This is a genomic window from Mesorhizobium sp. P2_A8 (genome assembly GCF_056404935.1).
In genome coordinates this window covers 889,678-904,930 of record NZ_JBFUDB010000001.1, presented here as the reverse complement: position 1 = coordinate 904,930, position 15,253 = coordinate 889,678, and the positions used below count along the sequence as shown (strand labels likewise).

The following is a 15,253-nucleotide window of genomic DNA, read 5'->3' as shown; positions in this document are numbered from 1 at the left end:
ATCCGCGAAGCGGAGCGGGGTGGGGGCGTTGCAGAGTTCAGCGTTATTCCCCCACCCGGCTCGCTGTGCTCGCCACCCTCCCCACACGGGGGAGGGTAAGACAAGTTTTCAAGGCCTCACCTGTCCCGACCCGCGCACGCGGTATTTGAACGAGGTCAATTGCTCGACCCCGACCGGTCCGCGCGCATGCATCTTGCCGGTGGCGATGCCGATCTCGGCGCCCATGCCGAATTCTCCGCCATCGGCGAATTGCGTCGAGGCATTGTGCAGCAGGATTGCCGAATCGATCTCGTTGAAGAATTTTTCGACGGCTCGCGCATCTTCGGCGACGATCGCCTCGGTGTGATGCGAGGAGAACGTCTCGATATGGTCGATCGCACCACCGACGCCGTCGACCAGCTTTACCGCGATAATGGCGTCGAGATACTCCGTCACCCAGTCGAGATCGGTGGCAGGCTTGGCGTCGAAGAATACCTTCAGCACCTCGGCATCGGCATGGATTTCGCAGCCGGCCGCGCGGAGTGCGTCGAGGATCGGCACCAGATGCGTCGAGGCAACAGCACGATCGACCAGCAGCGTCTCTGCGGCACCGCAGACGCCGGTGCGCCGCATCTTGGCGTTGACGGCGATCTGCAGCGCCATGTCGAGCTTGGCGGAGCGGTCGATGTAGAGATGGCAGATGCCTTCGAGATGGGCGAACACCGGCACCCGCGCCTCGCTCTGCACCCGCCCGACAAGGCTTTTTCCGCCGCGCGGAATGATGACGTCGAGCGTGCCGCCAAGCCCCTTGAGCATCTCGCCGACGGCGGCGCGATCGGCGGTCGGCACCAGCTGAATGGCATCTTCGGGCAGGCCGGCGGCCTTCAATCCCTCGACCAGGCAGGCATGGATGGCGGCCGACGAATTGAGCGAATCCGAACCGCCGCGCAGGATCACCGGATTGCCCGCCTTGAGGCAGAGCGCGCCGGCATCCGCGGTGACGTTCGGCCGGCTCTCATAGATGACGCCGACGACGCCAAGCGGTGTGCGCACGCGCTCGATATGCAGGCCGTTCGGCCGGTCCCATGCGGCGATGACGTCGCCGACCGGATCGCGCAGTCCGGCGATTTCCCTGATGCCGTCGGCCATGGCGCGGATGCGCGCAGGGTTGAGCTTCAGCCGGTCCATGAAGGAAGCGGAAAGCCCTGATTCCTGGCCATTCGAGACATCGATGGCGTTGGCGTCGAGAATGTCCTGCTCACGGTTGACGATCGCTTCGGCCATGGCGACAAGTGCGGCGTTCTTGGCGGCGGTCGTGGCGATGGCCAGCGGTCGGGCGGCAGCGCGGGCGCGGCGGCCGATATCGGCCATCAGCGCCACGGTGTCATCCCCGGATTTTTCATGCAGCTTCAGCATGGCTCATCCTCCGCTCGATACTTCGTCACCAGCCATTACTTGGTTGCTGGCCAGCGCTTGGTCACCGGCCCGTACTTGGTCACCGGAATGGCTCACCACAAGGTCGTCACGGTGGATCATCGCCGAACGCGCCTCGTAGCCGAGCACGGTTTCGATCTCGGCCGTCTTCAGGCCTGCGATCCTTACGGCATCGGCGGCATCATAGGCAACCAGCCCGCGCGCGATCTCGCGGCCCTCGGGCGACAGGATCGCCACCGTATCGCCGCGCGAGAAATTGCCGCTGACCAGCTTGACGCCGGCCGGCAGCAGCGACTTGCCTGACAGCAAGGCACCGATGGCGCCGGCATCGACCGTCAGCCGGCCGGCAGGCTCGAGCTGGCCGGCGATCCAGGTCTTGTAGCCCTTGACCGGATTGCTGCTCGGCCGGAAAAAGGTGGCGCGTTCGCCGCGTTCGATCGCCATCAGCGGCGACAGCCGCGTGCCCGACGTGATGATCATTGCGGTGCCGGCGGCGGTCGCGATCTTGCCCGCATCGAGCTTTGTCCGCATGCCGCCGCGCGACAATTCGGACGCGGCCGCTCCCGCCATCGCCTCGATGTCGGGCGTGATACGGTCGACCACCGGAATGAACTTTGCGCTGGGGTCACGCGCCGGCGGTGCGGTGTAGAGCCCATCGATGTCTGAGAGCAGCACCAAAAGGTCGGCGCCCATCATCGTCGCCACGCGGGCGGCCAGTCGATCATTGTCGCCATAGCGGATTTCGGAGGTTGCCACCGTGTCGTTCTCGTTGATGACCGGCACCGCCTTCATCTTCAAAAGCGTCGAGATCGTCGCCCGCGCGTTGAGATAGCGGCGGCGCTCCTCGGTGTCGCCGAGTGTCAGCAGGATCTGGCCGGACTTGAGCGCCCCCTTGCCAAGCGCATCCGACCAGGCGCCGGCCAGCGCAATCTGTCCGACGGCGGCTGCGGCCTGGCTCTCCTCGAGCTTCAAGGCCCGCTTGCCGAGGCCGAGAATCGTGCGGCCAAGCGCTATCGCGCCGGACGACACGACGAGGATTTCAGCGCCACCCTGGGCGAGCACCGCAATGTCGTCGGCCAGCGAGGCCAGCCAGTCGCGCTTCAGGCCGGTCGTGCGGTCGACGAGCAGCGCCGAGCCGATCTTCACGGTGATGCGCCGGTATCTCTTCAGCGACTGCATGGCCCTATTTGTCCCAGCGCGTCTCGATCGGGGCCGATATCTTCGCACGCGCCTCGGCCACCACCGCCATCAGCGCCCGCAGCACCGCTTCGACGCCCTCGCCGGTGACCGCCGACAACAGCATCGGTGCGCGTCCGGCGGCGCGCTTCAGCGAGGCGACCTTCTTCTTGCGCGCATCGGCGTCGAGCGTGTCGACCTGGGAAAGCGCCACGATCTCGACCTTGTCGGTCAGGCCATTGCCATAGGCATCGAGTTCGGCGCGCACGGTCTTGTAGGCCTTGCCCGGGTTTTCCTCTTGCGCCGAGACCAGATGCAGCAACACACGCGTGCGCTCGACATGGCCGAGAAAACGGTCGCCGATGCCGACGCCCTCATGCGCGCCTTCGATCAGGCCGGGAATGTCGGCGATGACGAACTCGCGCGCATCGATGCGGGCAACACCGAGACCGGGATGCAGCGTCGTGAACGGATAATCAGCGATCTTCGGCTTGGCCGCGGTAACGGCGGCCAGGAAAGTCGACTTGCCGGCATTGGGCAACCCGACCAGCCCCGCATCGGCGATCAGCTTCAGCCGCAGCCAGATGTTGAGCTCTTCGCCCGGCAGGCCGGGATTGGCCCGGCGCGGCGCCTGGTTGGTCGAGGTCTTGAAATGCTGGTTGCCGAAACCGCCATTGCCGCCCTTGGCGAGCAGAAAGCGCTGGCCGACCACGGTCAGGTCGCAGATCAGCGTTTCGTTGTCTTCTTCGAAGACCTGCGTTCCCGCCGGCACTTTCAGCGTGACGTCGGCCCCTTTGGCGCCGGTCATGTTGCGGCCCATGCCATGGACACCGGTCTTGGCCTTGAAATGCTGCTGGTAGCGATAGTCGATCAGCGTGTTCAGCCCATTGACCGCTTCGAGCCAGACGTCGCCACCGCGGCCGCCATCGCCACCGTCCGGTCCGCCGAACTCGATGAATTTTTCACGTCGGAACGACACCGAACCGGCACCGCCGTCGCCGGAGCGTATGTAGACTTTGGCTTGATCGAGAAATTTCATGGGCTTGTGGAGTTTCTGCTAGTGGCTTTGCGGCATTGCTCTAAACCTTCGGCTTTGCTCTAAACCAAGGCGCGGCGAAGGGCGAGGCCGTTTTGTGACAATGGCCGCGAGGGATCGGCCGGAGATGCCGGAATGAAGCTTGTAACCTACAACATCCAGTACGGCATCGGCCTTGATGGGCAGTACAATGTCGAGCGCATCACCGACGCCGTGCGCGGCGCCGACGTGATCGCGCTGCAGGAGGTGACCCGCAACAACCCCAGGAACGGCGGCCGCGACATGGTCGCCGAGATCGGCGAGGCGCTGCCCGACTATTTCGCCGTCTATGGCAGCAATTTCGAAGCCAACATCGGCTCGCGCATCGAGAATGGCCGCGCCATCACCACGACCTTCCAGCTCGGCAATATGGTGCTGTCGAAGACGCCCATTCATCTGTCGCGCAACCTGCTTTTGCCGCGCAGCCGCAGCTTCGAGATGATGAACTTCCAGCGCGGCGCGCTGGAAGCGCTGATCGAGACGCCGTTGGGTTTCATCCGCTTCTATTCCATCCATCTCGATCACCGCAGCCCGGTCGAACGTGCCAGCCAGATCCAGTTCCTGCGCCAGCGCATGTTGAACTATGCGCTCGAAGGCGGCGCCTTGTCCGGCGTCGCCGAGATCGGCCTGCCGGAATTGCCGCATCCCGAAGCCTTTGTCGGTATGGGCGACTTCAACATGCTGGCCGGATCGCCCGAATATGTCGAACTCGCCGGCCGGCCGGACCATGAATTCGGCATGCCGCTGACCGCAGACTTTGCCGTCGATGCCGCCTTGCGCCTCAACGTCACCGGCGACGACCTGGTCAGCTGGGTCGACCCCAAACAGCCCGCCAATGCCAGCCGCTACAAGCGCATCGACTATGTCTTCACCAGCGCTTCGCTTGCCAGATCGCTGCAGCGTCTGTGGGTCGATCGCCAGGCCGTCGGTTCGGACCACCTGCCGGTATGGGTCGAACTGGGCTGACTTTTTCAAACCTGTGATTTCGATGCGACGCGAGGTGCGTCGAGATTCAGGTCAGGTCGAGCCGAGAATGGTGGCTTCCGAGAACCGGAGCGGAGCGTACTTAAAGTACGTGAGCACCGGAAGCGCAGGAAACCGCCATTCGCAGGCCGGCATCACCTGAATATCGATACACCTCAAAAATGCACCCAGTTCCTGAGGCTGGTCCAGGTCTTCCTGTCGAGCCGGTAGCGCTCGACCGGCACCTGGCCGGCGACGATCGAGTTCAGCATGCCCTGGCCGGCATACTGGAAGCCGCACTTGTGGATCACCCGGCGCGAGGCCGGATTGATGACCCGTGTCGAGGCATGCAGCACCTGGATCGACGTCTTCTGGAAGGCGAGGTCGACCAGCGCGTGGGCGGCTTCCGTCGCATAGCCCTTCTTCCAGTGTGGCTCGCCGATCCAGTAGCCGAGCTCCAGCCCGCGATCGGTGGTGTTGAGACCGGCACAGCCGACGAAGGTGTCGGTGCCGGCCAGCGTCAAGGCATAGGCGATGCCGGCACGGCGCGACTTCGCCATGGCAAGGAAGGCGCGTCCCTCGGCCTCGCCATAGGGGTGCGGCATGCGGGCCAGCATTTCGGCGACATGACGGTTGTCGGCAAGCTCGACCAGTTGCGGAATGTCGTCTTCGCGGGGCGCTCGCATCACCAGCCGCTCGGTGACCAGGACCGGGCAGTCTATCGCGTAACTTTCGTCGTCGGTGTCTTCCGCTTCGGCAACCATTTGAAAGTCCTCCAGGCCAAGAAAAAGGGGAGATGGAAACCCATCTCCCCTGATCCTTTTCCTGGCTTTGCCAGACACCGGTTCCCGAGATGGGGCGCCGGTGTTCTAGTGCGGAACCGGCTACTCCGCGGCTTTGGCAATCGGGTTGACCGATACGTAGGTTCGGCCGTTGGCTTTTTTGTTGAACGTCACGGCGCCGGTCTCAAGCGCAAAAAGGGTATGGTCCGTGCCCATGCCGACATTGACGCCGGGATGCCACGTGGTGCCGCGTTGACGAATGATGATGTTGCCCGGGATGACGGCTTCGCCGCCGAACTTCTTCACGCCCAGACGCTTGGAATGCGAGTCGCGACCGTTGCGCGACGAGCCGCCAGCTTTCTTGTGTGCCATCTAACTAACTCCGTTGCGCCGCAAGGCGCCTAAAAGGCCTTATGAACGCGTTCGCGTTCCGTTTCAAGTCCGATCCGGCGACCTGATCGCCAGAAAATTACTTCGCCGCCAATTCCTTGGCCTGCTCGCGCCAGTCCTTGATCTGGTCGGCGCTGAAGGGCATGTGCTCGTCGATCTTGGCGACATCCTTGTCGGTCAGCTTGGCGAGCTGCGCGAAGGTGATGATGCCCTGCTCGGCGAGGTCCTTGGCTGCAACCGGGCCGATGCCCTTGATCACGGTCAGGTCGTCCGGCTCGCCCTTCGGCGCCTTGAACAGCGGCGCTGCCGCGGTCTCGGCTACCTTCGCCTTGGGCTCCTTCTTCGGCGCGGCTTCCGCCTTCGCTTCAGTCACGGCCTCTGCCTTGGCTTCCTTCTTCGGCGCCTTGACCGCTGCCGTCTTCGTCGGCTTGGCACCACCCAGCAGGATCTCGGAGATCCGCACGGTGGTCAAAAGCTGCCGATGGCCGATCTTGCGGCGCGAATTCTGCCGGCGGCGCTTCTTGAAAGCGATGACGGTGCGGTTCTTGCCCTGTTCGACGACTTCGGCGGTGACCACCGCGCCATCGACGAACGGCGCGCCGAACGTGACATTCTCGCCCTCGCCATGCGCGAGAACGTGGCCGATCTCGACCATATCGCCGACATTGGCTTCGACTTTTTCGATCTTCAGGAGATCGTTGGCGGCAACGCGATACTGCTTGCCACCCGTTTTAATGACTGCGAACATTTTTTGCCTTTCGCTGTTCGGTCGGCCTTGATGAACCGCCTCTGGCGGTTCGGCCGTCTTTTTGTCAGTCTGCGGGTTCAAAAAACAAGCGGCGCGGAAGAACCCTCCACGCCGATTGCGCGCTGTCCCTAACCGAAGGTTGAGTGCGTGTCAAGGCGAGGCCGTTGCCGAGACTGTTATTGGCGGGTGCGAGCCAGCCGTGTCAACAAGACCGGACGGCATTGCCGTTGTCTGCAGGCGAGGATGCGCGGCTGGCGGGGAAATCCGCCTGCCTCCCGCTGCACCAGAACCGCCACGAATCCATCGCTTGTCAGGCAAGCCAAATAACTCACGGATTGGCCTTGTAACCTGCCCGTTCAGCCGTTATCTAGTGCGCCGCGCCGGCAACGGCCGACCATGACCGCGGAGAGGTGGCAGAGTGGTCGAATGCACCGCACTCGAAATGCGGCATGGGTGCAAGCCCATCGGGGGTTCGAATCCCTCCCTCTCCGCCATTTCGGAACAAAACCGGGCACGTTCAGGGTATCCAATTTTACGCCAGAGCTAGAGATCGCCACCAAGGTCGGATCAGGTTGCTCTTGGACCCAGTCCCGCCGCGGTCTTGCCGCGCCTAGATGATCTGGGCTGTTAAGCCGATGACGGCGGGTCTATGCAGCCTTCCGCCGCGATTGGCTCACGCTCAGGCACACCGCCGAAACCAGGAAGTAGAAGGCGCCTACCGCGGCATAACCAGCCACGTTGGTGATGGATGGCGGCATCGGCATCCGCGCCTGCACGATGAAAAACGTGCCTGCCAGCGCTGACTGCCCACCGCTCAGGATCATCGCCCATTGCGCACCATATCTCCTCCAACGGCGGATTGCGGTGCCGAGTTGAAGCACGCCGGACAGGATCGCCCATACGCCGAACACTCCGAGCACCCAATTCATGCTCATCTTCAGCGCGAGAGCCACCGCGAGCATTGTCGCCACACTAACCACGACGTTGATAGTCTGCGTTCGATTCTGTCCCAATCCTCCGCTGCGCGATGCGTCGACAAAATTGGCAAGCGCATCCCATGCAGGATAAGCCACCAGTAAGGCCGCCGCGATCACCCAGGAATGCTGTCCCACCGTGAAGGCAGCCACCACCCAGGCAGCCGAGAACGCCGTCCGAGCGAAGTAGTAGAGCTTGAGCCATTGTTCCTGGCTGGCGCGAGAAAGATCGCCACTGTGAGCCGTCATCGAATTGTCCTTTCAACTAGTAGGTAGAGCTCTCGACGAACGTCGCGGAGCGATTGCGGCTATGGTTGTTTGAGATCTAGGACCGTATCTGGAGGGAAGCCGGAGCGAGTCGCTGCAAGAGCGGGCCTGTCACGATGCTGAACATCTTCGGATCGCCATAGGCCCGCGCCGAAAGCATCGCGCCGTGAACCGTCGCCATGAACGCTTCGGCCTCGGCACGAGGAGTACTCATCAGTTGAAGTTGGCCGTGCCGCGCGCCGCGCTCCAGCACGGATGTCAGCCACGCTGACAGGGAGCGGAAATGCGCCCGGACCTCCAGGCCAACTTCCTCGGGCAGAACGGGGAGTTGGGTTGCCAGCAGGGCGCAGACACAAAACGGAGCGCTGGCGTCCGCGATGCAGGCTTCCCAATACCCAGCGTAGAACCGAAGCTGTTCGAGCGGATCGGATACTTGGAGTTCGAGATTCGCCATCCCCGTTTCAGCTTCTTCCCGGTACCGCGCAACCAGCGTTCGGACCAGATCCACCTTGCTCGGGAAATGGTGATGGATGCTCGCCTTACGAATCCCGACCACATCAGCGATATCGGCATAACTGAAACCGTTGTAGCCGCCAGCGACGATCAGAGAACGCGCACGGGCCAGGATGTCATCAGAGGTGGTGGATAGGTTGCTCATGGCTTAACCTACCTTCTGGTAGGATGGTCGTCAAGCGCCCCTTGCAACGCGAGCGACAAAACAGAGAGAGCAGTAGCGTGGAATTAGGGAGCTATGGCGTAGACGTCGTTCCCATCTTCACTGTTCTCGGCCCCCCAGTTTCCAGCGCCGGAGCCCAACGATCTTCAGCGTATGCCTTCAGGCCGAGCCATCCGATTGATGCCCCGCGATCGCGGCGAGAAAAACCTGGCCAAACTCCTTGAGCTTCGCCGCACCGACGCCATTCACTTCGGCCAAGGCGTCGAGATCGCGCGGGCAGCGTTCGGCCATGTCGATCAGCGTGCGATCGGAGAACACCACATAGGCCGGCACCTGGCGCTCCTTGGCAAGCCGCAGCCGCAGTGCCTTGAGCGCGGCCAGCAGCGAAGCATCGACGCCTTCGGTGTCCGCGGCCTGGGCGGAACGCATCTTGCCGCGCAAGGCGCGGCTGCGCGTCTCGACGCGGTAGTGGAACGGCATCTCGCCACGGCCAAGCGCATGGCCCTTTTCGGCGATGGCGAGGCCGCCATGGCCGCCCGGATCCGGTGCCAGGAAACCGCCCGCGACGAGCTGCCGGATCAGCGACAGCCAGACATCCTTCTTGTGCGCCACCCCGCTGCCGAAGCTGGCAAGCCGCTGGTGGTTCCTGGCCAGCACCTTCTCGGTTTCATGACCGAGCAGAATGTCGATGACATGGCCGGCACCGAAGCGTTCTCCGCTCTGCGCCACCGCCGACAGGATGATCCGCGCCTCCGCGCCGCCATCGGCGCGCGGCGCCTGGTCGAGGCAGGTGTCGCAATTGCCGCAAGGCGAGGCTTCCTCGCCGAAATAGCCAAGCAGCACCTGGCGGCGGCACTGCGCCGTCTCGCAATAGCCGATCAGCGTGTCGAGCCGGCCATGCGAACGCCTTTTGTGCTCCGGCGGCGCATCCTCGTCGTCGATGAACAGCCGCCGCATGCGGATATCGCCAAGGCCAAACAGCATGTGCGCCTCGGCCGGCCGCCCGTCGCGGCCGGCGCGGCCGATTTCCTGATAGTAGGCCTCCAGGCTGCCCGGCAGATCGGTGTGGAAGACATAGGCGACGTCAGGCTTGTCGATGCCCATGCCGAAGGCGATGGTCGCCACCATGACGACGCCGGACAGGGTCATGAAGCTGTTCTGGTTGGCGTCACGCGCCTCCTTGCTCATGCCGGCATGGTAGGCGAGCGCGGTGACGCCGTTCTTCTCGAGGAAGGCCGCCATCTCTTCCGTCTTCTTGCGCGACAGGCAATAGACGATGCCGCTGCGGCCGGGATGACGCTCGACGAAGCTCAGCAGCTGCCGCTTGCTGTCCTGCTTGGCCTCGATGCCGAGCTTGATGTTCGGCCGGTCGAACCCCAGCACCAGGGTTTCGACGCGCTCGGCGAACAGCCGCGACTCGATGTCGGTGCGCGTGCTCTCGTCCGCCGTCGCCGTCAGCGCGATGATCGGCACATTGGGGAAGATGCCGCGCAACCGCGACAAATCTTCATATTCGCGTCGGAACGCCGGTCCCCATTGCGAGATGCAATGCGCCTCGTCGACAGCAATCAGGCTGACGTCGAGCCTGGCCAGCGCGTCGAGCATCCGCTCGGTCATCAGCCGCTCCGGCGCGAGATAGAGCAGGCGCGTCTGGCCCGCCGCGACGCGGCGCCAGGCGGCGACATTGGCCTCGCGGTCGATCGAGGAATTGATCGTATCGGCGGCGACGCCGGCAAGCCGCAAGGCGGCGACCTGATCCTGCATCAGGGCCACCAGCGGCGAAACGACAATGGTCAGCCCGCCCAGAACCAGCGCCGGGACCTGGTAGCAGAGCGACTTGCCCGCACCCGTCGGCATGACAGCCAGCACATGGCGCCCGGCCAGCAGCGCATCCATGACGTCGGCCTGGCCGGGACGAAAATCGTCAAAGCCGAACACGTCCTTCAGGACGCGCCGCTTGGGATCTTCGGCGCGAATGCTCGCTGCCTGTGCCTGCATCAGTCGGACACCGGGCTGGATTGGATTTTTCGGGGATTGGAGAGGATGTGGAAACCGATCAAAACGACTCTCCGCGTGGCGCTTTGGAGTAGCGCAGCCGTCATCCAACCACAACGCCCCTTTGCAGGAACCCGATGATGCGGCTGTTGACATCGTCGGGCTGCGCCATGGCGGCGATGGGGCCCATCCTGGAGACAGAGGCAGCGCTTTCCCTTGCGACACCCGCACCCCCGCTGGATTCCTTCGCGCGCTGCGATGTAAGCTTGTCGACAGGCCAGGGAGGGCGCGATGCTGCAGACCAGACAGGATGCGATGCTGCAGACCAGACAGGATGCTCTCGGCGAGCGATTCCAGTTTCAGCGCGCCGCCTTCGAGGCGCAGCCTTTCCCGGACATTGGCGTCCGCATGGACCGACTGAAGCGCCTGCTGGCATTGACCGAGCGGCATGAGGCCGACATCTGCGCGGCGATCGACGCCGACTTTGGCGGCCGCTCTGCGCACGAGACGCGCCTTGCGGAACTGTTTGTCGTGCGCGCCGGCATCCGCCACGCGCTGTCCCATCTCAGGGGCTGGATGCGCGAGCGCCGCGTTGCCACCACCATGCCGTTCCTGCCCGGCAGAAATCGTCTCGTTCCGCAGCCGCTCGGTGTCGTCGGGATCGTGTCGCCCTGGAACTACCCCTTCCAGCTCGCCGTCGCGCCGGTGACCGCGGCGCTTGCCGCCGGCAATCGCGTGCTCGTCAAACCGTCCGAACTGACGCCGGCTTTTTCCGCTTTGCTGGCGCAACTGGCGGGCGAGCATTTCGCACCCGATGAGCTCAGCGTCATCACCGGCGATGCTGAGATGGGAAAGGCCTTCGTGTCGATGCCTTTCGATCACCTGCTTTTCACCGGCTCGACCGCGGTCGGCCGCCAGGTGGCGATCGCCGCGGCCGCCAACCTGACCCCGGTCACGCTCGAACTCGGCGGCAAGTCGCCGGCAATCCTCGATCCATCCTGCGACCTCGATGCGGCGGCATCCAGCATCGCCTATGGCAAGCTGTTGAATGCCGGGCAGACCTGCATCGCGCCGGACTATCTGCTGGTGCCGCAGGGACAGGCAGGCGCCGTCGCCGCGAAGCTCGCAACGGCGATAGCGCGGCTCTACCCGACCCTGCGCGACAACCCCGACTATACCGCCATCATCAGCGACCGGCATTATCAGCGCCTGCGCGACATGATCACGGAAGCCCGCGATGCCGGTGCCGTCATCGTCGAGGTCAATCCGGCCGGTGAAGAGTTCGGCGCCACCAGCCGGAAGTTGCTGCCGACCCTGGTCCGCAATGCCGGCCCGAACCTGCGGCTGATGCGTGAAGAGATATTTGGCCCGGTGCTACCGATCGTCGAATATGCCACCGTCGACGAGGCGATTGACCATGTGAACCGGGCGGACCGTCCGCTGGCGCTCTACTGGTTCGGTCGCGACAGCGGCAACCGTCAGCGCATCCTGCGCGAGACGATCGCCGGTGGAGTCACCATCAACGATTGCATGCTGCATCTGGTGCAGGAGAACCAGCCCTTCGGCGGCGTCGGCGCCAGCGGCATGGGCGCCTATCACGGCGAATGGGGTTTCCGCACCTTCAGCAAGGAGAAGCCGGTTTTCCTGCAGTCGCGGCTGAGCGGGGGAGGCTTGCTGCGCCCGCCCTACGGCAAGACGTTCGAGCGGCTTTTCAGCCTGCTCCGGCATATCACCTGACAGAGGACAGCCGTCGGTTGTACGGCGCGTTAAGCCTATGTTCACCATGATGGGGCAGGCTTCACATCCTGCGGTCATGTCTTGAGTACCGCGGCGCCACAAGCGCCCAGGCAACAACCCGCGCCTCTTCGGGGCGCGGGTCAGTCCCGACGCTCGATCTCCCAGCCTTGGCTAGGCAAGTCCTCGGCCAGAGCAATTCCGGGAAAAGTGTGAAACGGTTTTCCGTCAGGAATTGCGTCAAAACGAAGAGATGGAGCGGTGCGGCGTTTCCGTGAAACGGTGAACCGCTCTAGGCAAGAAAATCGGCCCGGTGCGGCGTAAAGCTGTCGACCAGCCGCCCCGCTTCCAGCGCCTTGACGCCGTGCACCAGGCCGGACGGCACGATGAAGCTGCCGCCGGCCGCGATGATTTCGATCCGGCCGTCGATGGTCACCTCGAAGCGGCCCTCTGCGACGTAGCTTGCCTGGACATGCGGGTGCGAATGCAGGGCGCCGACGCCACCCTTGTCGAAACCGAATTCGACCATCATCAGCTCATCGGTGTGCAGGAGAACACGCCGCCTGTTGCCGTCCGGCGTCGGCGTCCAGGCACCCTCGCCCGCATGCGCGAAAATCTTCGGCTCAGTCATCGCCATCTCCTCACCGCGCCAGCCAGCCGCCATCCACCGGCACCACCGCGCCATGCATGTAGTTCGACGCCGGCGCGAGCAGGAATACGGCGGCGTCGCCGATGTCGCCCGGCTCGCCCCAGCGGCCGGCCGGGATACGCCCCAGGATGGCGGCACTGCGATCGGGATCGGCACGCAGCGCCTGCGTGTTGTTGGTCTCGATATAGCCGGGTGCAATGGCGTTGACGTTGATGCCCTTTGCGGCCCATTCGCAGGCGAGCAGCCGGGTGATGCCGAGCACGCCATGCTTCGAGGCCGTGTAGGATGCGACGCGGATGCCGCCCTGGAAACTCAGCACCGAGGCGATGTTGACGATCTTGCCCTGGCGCCCGCCGGCAAGCGCACGCCTGGCGAAGGCCTGGCAGAGCAGGAAGACCGTCTTCAGATTGACGTCCATGACGTCGTCCCAGTCGGTCTCGCTGAGATCAACGGCATCGGCGCGGCGGATGATGCCGGCATTGTTGACCAGTCCGTCGAGCGGACCGCTTTCGTCCCAGACGCGGTCCAGCATCGGGCCGGCGGCGGCCGTATCGCCAAGGTCGGCGCTCACTGCCTCGAATTGCCCGCCCACTGCGGAGAGCTTGCTTGCCGTATCGTCCATCGAGGAACGCCCAACGCCAATCACCGCGCCGCCGGCCCGCGCGATCGAGACGGCAATGCCCTGGCCGATGCCGGTGTTGGCGCCGGTGACGAGAATGCGCTTGCCGGCCAGGCTGAAAGCGGAGAGATCGCTCACCGCAATTCGCCCAACGTCACGGGGTCGACATCGGTATAGTCGACATTGTCGCCGGCCATCGCCCAGATGAAGGCGTAGTTCGAGGTGCCGGCGCCTGAATGGATTGACCAGCCCGGCGACAGCACCGCCTCCTCATTGCCCATGACGATATGGCGTGTCTCGTCCGGCTCGCCCATGAAGTGGAAGACGCGCGCCGTCTCGGCCAGGTCGAAATAGAGATAGGCCTCCATGCGCCGGTCATGCACATGGCACGGCATGGTGTTCCACACCGAACCCGGCGCCAGTTGCGTCATGCCGACGACCAACTGGCAGGTTTTCGCGCCGTCGGCATGGATGAACTGGAAGATCGAGCGCTCGTTGCAGCTATCCTTGCTGCCTAGATCGAGACGCTTGGCATCGCCGATGCGGATCAGCCGGCTGGGCCAAGCCTGATGCGCCGGCGCGCTGAGCAGATAGAATTTGGCCGGCGCTGCTTTATCCGCCGAGGCGAACGACACGTCCTTGCTGCCCATGCCGAGATAGAGCATGTCACGCGCCTGCAACTCATAGGACTGGCCGCCGGCCTTGATGATGCCTGCGCCACCGATATTGACGGCGATCAGCTCGCGGCGATCGAGAAAATCCTTGGTCCCGGTCGGCTTGATCGCCTCCAGCGGCAGCAGCGTCGCCACCGGCACGGCGCCGCCGACGATCATGCGGTCATAATGGGTGTAGGTCAGGCTGATGCGGCCCGGCTGGAAAAGGTCTTCAATGTGGAAATTATGGCGCAATTCATCGGTTCCCATCGCCGCGGCGGCGACCGGGTCGATGGCAAAGCGCGATGTATAGTCGGTATGGCTCTGGCTCATTGCTGTCCTGACTTGAGATGGGTCATTCGCCGGCAGCGGCCTTGACCGAGCTGGTATAGAAAACCTGCCTTGCATGCAGGCGATCGCGGTAGCGTTGCTGGCTGGCGGTAAGGTGCGCGCGCATCGCTTCGCGCGCGGCTTCGGCATCGCCTGATGTAATCGCGTTGAGGATCACCAGATGCTCGCGCTGCAGCCCACGCTGGTATGTGTCGGATTGCACCAGCTCGGTCGACCAGGGCGAGGTCACGTCGCACGGAATGGCGCGCCGGCCGAGCACGTCGAGCATCTCGACATAGAACGGGTTGTTGGTGGCGCTGGCGATGGCGCGGTGGAAGGCGAGGTCGGCAGGACCGGTCGGCTCTGAGGCGAGCAGCAGCCGTTCGAATTCGAAGAAGGCCTCCTGGATCGCCGCCTCCTGCGCGGCGTTGCGGCGGATGGCGGCGAGTCCGGCCGACTCGATCTCGATCGCCAGCCGCACCTCGAGCACGTTGAGCGCGATCGAATCCTTGCTGCCCATGTCGGCGGCCAGCGCGCCGAACATTGTCGAGATGTGCTCGGTGACGAAGACGCCGGCACCCTGGCGCGGCTCGACCAGGCCGTCGGCGGCAAGCTTGGCCAGCGCCTCGCGGATGACGGTACGGCTGACGCCGAAGGTTTCGGTCAGCTGGCCCTCGGTCGGCAGTTTGTGGCCGGGCAGGATTTCACCCGCCTGCAGCTGCTTGCGGATCGCCGCGACCACGGTCTCCGACAGTTTTGGTTTTCTCTCGACCCTGAGGTCGGTTGCGGTATCCGATGCCATGTCGCCC

At 64.1% G+C, this 15,253-nt stretch carries 15 protein-coding genes and 1 tRNA gene; 3 read left to right on the top strand and 13 right to left on the bottom strand.

What is annotated here, in order from left to right:
• Positions 1 to 108: 108 nt before the first annotated feature.
• The 3 genes from AC1D10_RS04395 to obgE are packed head-to-tail and all read right to left on the bottom strand — an operon-like array spanning position 109 to position 3,628.
• The gene (locus AC1D10_RS04395; protein ID WP_477269070.1) at positions 109 to 1,395 is read right to left on the bottom strand and encodes a glutamate-5-semialdehyde dehydrogenase; all 1,287 of its coding nucleotides are present in this window, start codon (positions 1,393 to 1,395) and stop codon (positions 109 to 111) included.
• A 3-nt stretch (positions 1,396 to 1,398) separates the two neighbouring features.
• The gene (gene proB, locus AC1D10_RS04390) at positions 1,399 to 2,592 is read right to left on the bottom strand and encodes a glutamate 5-kinase (protein ID WP_477269069.1); all 1,194 of its coding nucleotides are present in this window, start codon (positions 2,590 to 2,592) and stop codon (positions 1,399 to 1,401) included.
• Between the two features lie 4 nt (positions 2,593 to 2,596).
• A complete protein-coding gene (obgE, locus tag AC1D10_RS04385) occupies positions 2,597 to 3,628 on the bottom strand; it encodes a GTPase ObgE (RefSeq protein WP_477269068.1) in 1,032 nt (343 codons plus the stop codon).
• 132 nt (positions 3,629 to 3,760) lie between these two features.
• Here obgE and AC1D10_RS04380 point away from each other — a divergent pair, with 132 nt between their 5' ends.
• Positions 3,761 to 4,630: an endonuclease/exonuclease/phosphatase family protein gene (locus AC1D10_RS04380; RefSeq protein WP_477269067.1), complete on the top strand. Its 870-nt coding sequence runs from the start codon at positions 3,761 to 3,763 to the stop codon at positions 4,628 to 4,630.
• Between the two features lie 173 nt (positions 4,631 to 4,803).
• Here AC1D10_RS04380 and AC1D10_RS04375 read toward each other — a convergent pair whose 3' ends face one another.
• From AC1D10_RS04375 to AC1D10_RS04365, 3 genes are all read right to left on the bottom strand, one after another.
• Entirely contained in the window at positions 4,804 to 5,391 is a 588-nt protein-coding gene (locus AC1D10_RS04375; protein WP_477269066.1) for a GNAT family N-acetyltransferase, read from the bottom strand.
• 120 nt (positions 5,392 to 5,511) lie between these two features.
• Complete coding sequence (rpmA, locus tag AC1D10_RS04370) at positions 5,512 to 5,781, bottom strand: 50S ribosomal protein L27 (protein WP_013529063.1); 270 nt, start codon at positions 5,779 to 5,781, stop codon at positions 5,512 to 5,514.
• Positions 5,782 to 5,878: 97 nt separating this feature from the next.
• Positions 5,879 to 6,547, bottom strand: coding sequence for a 50S ribosomal protein L21 (locus AC1D10_RS04365; RefSeq protein WP_477269065.1), 669 nt, complete (start codon positions 6,545 to 6,547; stop codon positions 5,879 to 5,881).
• Between the two features lie 404 nt (positions 6,548 to 6,951).
• On the opposite strand from AC1D10_RS04365, the gene AC1D10_RS04360 reads away from it, so the two are divergent.
• Positions 6,952 to 7,041 (top strand) — tRNA-Ser (locus tag AC1D10_RS04360).
• 153 nt (positions 7,042 to 7,194) lie between these two features.
• Here AC1D10_RS04360 and AC1D10_RS04355 read toward each other — a convergent pair.
• From AC1D10_RS04355 to recQ, 3 genes are all read right to left on the bottom strand, one after another.
• Complete coding sequence (locus tag AC1D10_RS04355) at positions 7,195 to 7,770, bottom strand: DUF308 domain-containing protein (RefSeq protein WP_477269064.1); 576 nt, start codon at positions 7,768 to 7,770, stop codon at positions 7,195 to 7,197.
• Between the two features lie 76 nt (positions 7,771 to 7,846).
• Positions 7,847 to 8,446: a TetR/AcrR family transcriptional regulator gene (locus tag AC1D10_RS04350; RefSeq protein WP_477269063.1), complete on the bottom strand. Its 600-nt coding sequence runs from the start codon at positions 8,444 to 8,446 to the stop codon at positions 7,847 to 7,849.
• Positions 8,447 to 8,623: 177 nt separating this feature from the next.
• The gene (gene recQ, locus AC1D10_RS04345; protein WP_477269062.1) at positions 8,624 to 10,462 is read right to left on the bottom strand and encodes a DNA helicase RecQ; all 1,839 of its coding nucleotides are present in this window, start codon (positions 10,460 to 10,462) and stop codon (positions 8,624 to 8,626) included.
• A gap of 312 nt (positions 10,463 to 10,774) precedes the next feature.
• On the opposite strand from recQ, the gene AC1D10_RS04340 reads away from it, so the two are divergent.
• Complete coding sequence (locus AC1D10_RS04340; protein ID WP_477269842.1) at positions 10,775 to 12,196, top strand: coniferyl aldehyde dehydrogenase; 1,422 nt, start codon at positions 10,775 to 10,777, stop codon at positions 12,194 to 12,196.
• Positions 12,197 to 12,485: 289 nt separating this feature from the next.
• Here the strand turns inward: AC1D10_RS04340 and AC1D10_RS04335 are convergent, their stop codons facing one another.
• The 4 genes from AC1D10_RS04335 to AC1D10_RS04320 are packed head-to-tail and all read right to left on the bottom strand — an operon-like array spanning position 12,486 to position 15,246.
• Positions 12,486 to 12,824 carry a cupin domain-containing protein gene (locus AC1D10_RS04335; RefSeq protein WP_477269061.1) on the bottom strand — a complete coding sequence of 113 codons (339 nt, stop codon included), beginning with the start codon at positions 12,822 to 12,824 and terminating at the stop codon, positions 12,486 to 12,488.
• Between the two features lie 10 nt (positions 12,825 to 12,834).
• Positions 12,835 to 13,599 (bottom strand): 2-dehydro-3-deoxy-D-gluconate 5-dehydrogenase KduD, encoded by a 765-nt coding sequence (gene kduD, locus AC1D10_RS04330; RefSeq protein WP_477269060.1) that lies wholly within the window; start codon positions 13,597 to 13,599, stop codon positions 12,835 to 12,837.
• Positions 13,596 to 14,447, bottom strand: a complete 852-nt coding sequence (gene kduI / locus AC1D10_RS04325; protein WP_477269059.1) for a 5-dehydro-4-deoxy-D-glucuronate isomerase — start codon at positions 14,445 to 14,447, stop codon at positions 13,596 to 13,598. The genes kduD and kduI overlap by 4 nt, the downstream gene beginning before the upstream one ends.
• A gap of 22 nt (positions 14,448 to 14,469) precedes the next feature.
• Positions 14,470 to 15,246 carry a FadR/GntR family transcriptional regulator gene (locus AC1D10_RS04320; protein ID WP_477269058.1) on the bottom strand — a complete coding sequence of 259 codons (777 nt, stop codon included), beginning with the start codon at positions 15,244 to 15,246 and terminating at the stop codon, positions 14,470 to 14,472.
• Positions 15,247 to 15,253: the final 7 nt, after the last annotated feature.